The sequence below is a fragment of the Autumnicola edwardsiae genome, from assembly GCF_031846505.1.
In the GTDB taxonomy this organism is placed as follows: Bacteria; Bacteroidota; Bacteroidia; order Flavobacteriales; family Flavobacteriaceae; genus Autumnicola; species Autumnicola edwardsiae.
In genome coordinates, this window is sequence record NZ_JAVRHP010000169.1 from 1 (window position 1) to 3,592 (window position 3,592).

Sequence of the window (3,592 nt, forward strand, 5' to 3'; positions counted from 1 at the left end):
CGCAAAAAGGGAAAGAAGAAATCCCTGCAGCGTTTATACCAGGATCCGGTTTTTAAATACAATGTGCCGGCCAAGATTGGAAAAAATCAAACTGTAAGAATGGTTTATGTACTGCCAAAGTTTTCTTTATCTAAAGAAAGAAGGGCGATATTAGAGCTTAATGAAAAAGACGGAGAACGGAATTTGAAATTAAAGATTTCCCATCGGTTTATTAATGATCCTAATTGATAATATTGAAAAATTCCGACTTTAAAATTTTAAATTTTTGTGGCTTTTGCACCCCTGACAGTCAGCCTATAACCCTGTTTACTACTTTGTGGTTTCTCGGGAATGGTCATTTCAATCCTTCGGCAAGGGCAGGTTGCAAATAAATTTTTCTAAATTTTTCTCTATCGGAAAGTCCTTAATGGTATTGAAACTCACTTCTGCTATCTTTACCATTAACCACATTTAAGAGATCCTGAACTTGCGGGGTGACTTGCGGGCTCTCTTGCAGGGTAATTGGGTTACCGGATTAGCACTTAGGTTGTTAATTTAAATATTAACTAGTTGTTGGCTTGTTTGAACGGAGGTAGTTTTAAATTTCCCATTTCACTTCCTTTAGCCTTACGGAAATCCTCATCATGGATTTTAATACCTTCACCTCTTCAGGAAGATCTCCTGTTAGCAGCTCCCTAAATGAACCGGAATAGGTTTTGCCCAGGGATTTCCAAACCATTTCTGTTTGGCTAAAGAACAAGGACTGGGATGGATGTTTTAATAACCACTCCTTGTTATTGGGATAGCCTTATCATCGTCTTTCCCCACTTGCAGTAGCATTTTTTCAAAATCATCAGATTTCAAAAACGAAGAAATTTTATCTTGTTGTAAAAGTTGATGCAAATCGTAAGTATGGCGAACCTTATCTTTTAAATCTTCCAGAGGGTTTTCGGTATAGGAAAACCTTATCAGGCTTATTATTTTCTCACAAAATGTACGTTCTATACTTAATACCGTAACCTTAAAAGGTTCAAGGTGATACGCATTGATAAGGTCTACATTATTAGTCGTGGCAATAAAAGCCGCAATCAGGGAATGGACACTGACTATTTCCGATGGATGGGATTTCCCAAGACTTGAGGCTTCTACTACAATATGATCCCGTATCTGGCCAAATGCACCCTCCACGCCTACTTTATCATACCCATAAACCACTTTTCTAATTTTGCCCCGTTTGTTTTCTAAAGGATGTTCGGGAATAACAGTCATCACAGGTTCCAGTACACCAGTGACTTTTTTGAGTTTTCGCTTTAAGGAATTATCGGTTTCCCCCTCCTCTTTTATAACCACCAAATCAATATCTTCAGAAAAGCGCTCAATTACGCCAAAGCATTTAGAAAGGGATGTTCCACCTTTAAACACGGCGAGTTGGCTGGTTGATTTATTAGTAAAAATCTCTTTAAGTGCTAAGGTAACCCAATAGTCCTTTTCTACATAGATTTCAGAAATCCCAAAGTGTTGGGCAGTAGCAACAATAGCTCCCTGAAATGCAGTTTTATAATTATGTAAATTCATCAGGAGATCTTCCAGTTTGAAATGGTGGGCAATATATTTTCGGATATTCCGAATTCATAACTACTTAAATAATTAATAGTGTTTTTAAGTGGTTCACCCACCTCGTTAAATGAGAGTGCCTCAAGAAGAGCACCTAAAAATGCCCTCACTTTGGGAGGATAGGATTTAGCAAACTCGACCAATTTAATTTTACCACTATCAGAAAGCGCTTTAATTCTTTTCTTCAAAAAATCAACACCCTCCTTTTTGTCCAAATCTGGGATCTTCTTAAAGTCTTTCATTACATCCAATAATTGCAAGAAAGGAATAGTTTCTTGGGATACGGGTGCGTAACTTTTTGCAGGCTTTACAACCAAATTTCCAATCTTGGTTTTTATCATCTTATCCCAGCTGGCCACTCTTACCGTTGTAGGGATTTGAGTAGTAAGGCCAAATTCATTATATAGACGAAGTCCGGTTATGTATGCAACTTGCTTACCTTCTTCAAAAAGATAATTATAAAGTAATTCTTCCTCACTTGGTTTTATTTCCCCAAAAATAGTTTGTTCGGGCTTATAGTACATACCATTTTTATATCTTTTAATCACCCCTCTTGCAGCCAATCTACTTAAAGCTTTTGCAGCAGCAGAAAATTCGGTTTGGGGAATAGATAAGCTATCATAGGTAAATACCTTCCCGGTATTTATACGATCTACTTTAGACTTTATGGATGTCGCAATATTCATAGCACCACAAAGATAGTGAATTAAAATATAAATTGTCAAGTTTTTTACAGTATTTACTTGACAAGTACCAAAAATGAAATGATACTTAATAACTATTTCGCTTACTCAAATATCGATCTTGCCTCCTCATAAATTCGCTCAAAATTAGCTTTCAGATCAGCTTTGGAATAAGGTTTTTGATCTTTAGCCTCAGGTAACTCACGGTGAATTTTCTGTAATTTAAACTGTACTTTTTTATCCTTCCCATCCGCATACGTAATAAACTCTCCTTGTTTTAATCGAAAGAAAACATCGGCACGGATTTTTGGAATTTCCTTCTCCCCGATGGTCACCCTTGTATCAAAATCAAGACTATACCCGCGGTTTACGCTGGTGGTGGGCTTTTTCACAATTTCAAAAAAGCGCTCATAATATTTGGCGGTATCGGGATCGTTCACCTTTCCAAAGAATTGGTAGGACAGGTTGCTCAGGATCGCCTTGCTTGCTTTATCCCCATACATCATATCGTTTTGGATCTTATCCTGCATTACATAAATCGTAGCTATGTCATAACTGCGAAGCGTGGCAGGGATACGGTGCATATTCAGTAAACGAAGGGTGGGCGCCTCTTCCATTAATAAAAAAGAAGCTTTCGAATTACGAACACTCATTTGTTTGGTGATAGTATGTATGATGGTAGCTATAACCGGTGAGTAGGAAGCTTCGTATTTGGGATTGTTCACTACTGAAATAACCGAAGGATTCTCTTCACTATTAATATGAAGTGAAACCTCATTTTTAGAAAGAACCATAAAAATTTGTTGGGTACTGATCCTTTTGAGCGTATTGGCCAGGGTACTTTTCACCCCGGCTGTTTGCCGCTCAGAGTCTTTACCACTAATAAAAGCATCGGCCATGGCGCGGGAGGTAGTATTGGTTTCCAAAAACTGGATCAGGCTATCGGTATCCAGGTACTGGTAGATAGCGATAAGATGTGGAAGGGTGCAAAACTTCGGGTAATCGGTTTTTAATTTCCAGATCAGTCCCCCGATTAGCCCTTCCGCGGCATCATTAAAAAATTTTGTAGTCCCCGAAGTACCTGATTCCCGTTGCTCCAATAGGTTTTCCACCAGTACCCTGGAGACTTCATTGACGCTTTCCTCGTTCTCCAGGTATCGTGGAGCGATGGGATTCACCCTGTGGAAGATCTTATCAAAGGAAATAATCTTAAAGGGAATTTCCCTGTCTTTAAATAGCGGATAGGCCATTTCCGTAAGCTCAAAATCCTTATAGTCGTGAATCACCCCACAAAAATTCTCCTTTTGAAAATGCTT

At 38.4% G+C, this 3,592-nt stretch carries 6 protein-coding genes; 1 reads left to right on the plus strand and 5 read right to left on the minus strand.

Going from position 1 to position 3,592, the window contains the following annotated elements; all coding sequences use genetic code 11:
* Nucleotides 1-228 (plus strand): DUF4138 domain-containing protein (locus tag RM529_RS16400; protein ID WP_311485817.1); only part of this gene is annotated, 228 nt, incomplete at its 5' end.
* A gap of 29 nt (nt 229-257) precedes the next feature.
* Here the strand turns inward: RM529_RS16400 and RM529_RS18075 are convergent.
* The 5 genes from RM529_RS18075 to RM529_RS16420 all read right to left on the minus strand — a co-directional run.
* Nucleotides 258-338, minus strand: coding sequence for a hypothetical protein (locus tag RM529_RS18075; protein ID WP_349254648.1), 81 nt, complete (start codon nt 336-338; stop codon nt 258-260).
* Between the two features lie 239 nt (nt 339-577).
* Nucleotides 578-718 (minus strand): hypothetical protein, encoded by a 141-nt coding sequence (locus RM529_RS16405; RefSeq protein WP_311485818.1) that lies wholly within the window; start codon nt 716-718, stop codon nt 578-580.
* A 38-nt stretch (nt 719-756) separates the two neighbouring features.
* The gene (locus tag RM529_RS16410) at nt 757-1,554 is read right to left on the minus strand and encodes a nucleotidyl transferase AbiEii/AbiGii toxin family protein (protein WP_311485819.1); all 798 of its coding nucleotides are present in this window, start codon (nt 1,552-1,554) and stop codon (nt 757-759) included.
* Nucleotides 1,554-2,318: a DUF6088 family protein gene (locus RM529_RS16415; RefSeq protein ID WP_311485820.1), complete on the minus strand. Its 765-nt coding sequence runs from the start codon at nt 2,316-2,318 to the stop codon at nt 1,554-1,556. The genes RM529_RS16410 and RM529_RS16415 overlap by 1 nt, the downstream gene beginning before the upstream one ends.
* Nucleotides 2,319-2,380: 62 nt before the next feature.
* Nucleotides 2,381-3,592: type IV secretory system conjugative DNA transfer family protein (locus RM529_RS16420; protein WP_311485821.1), on the minus strand; the 1,212-nt coding region annotated here is incomplete at its 5' end.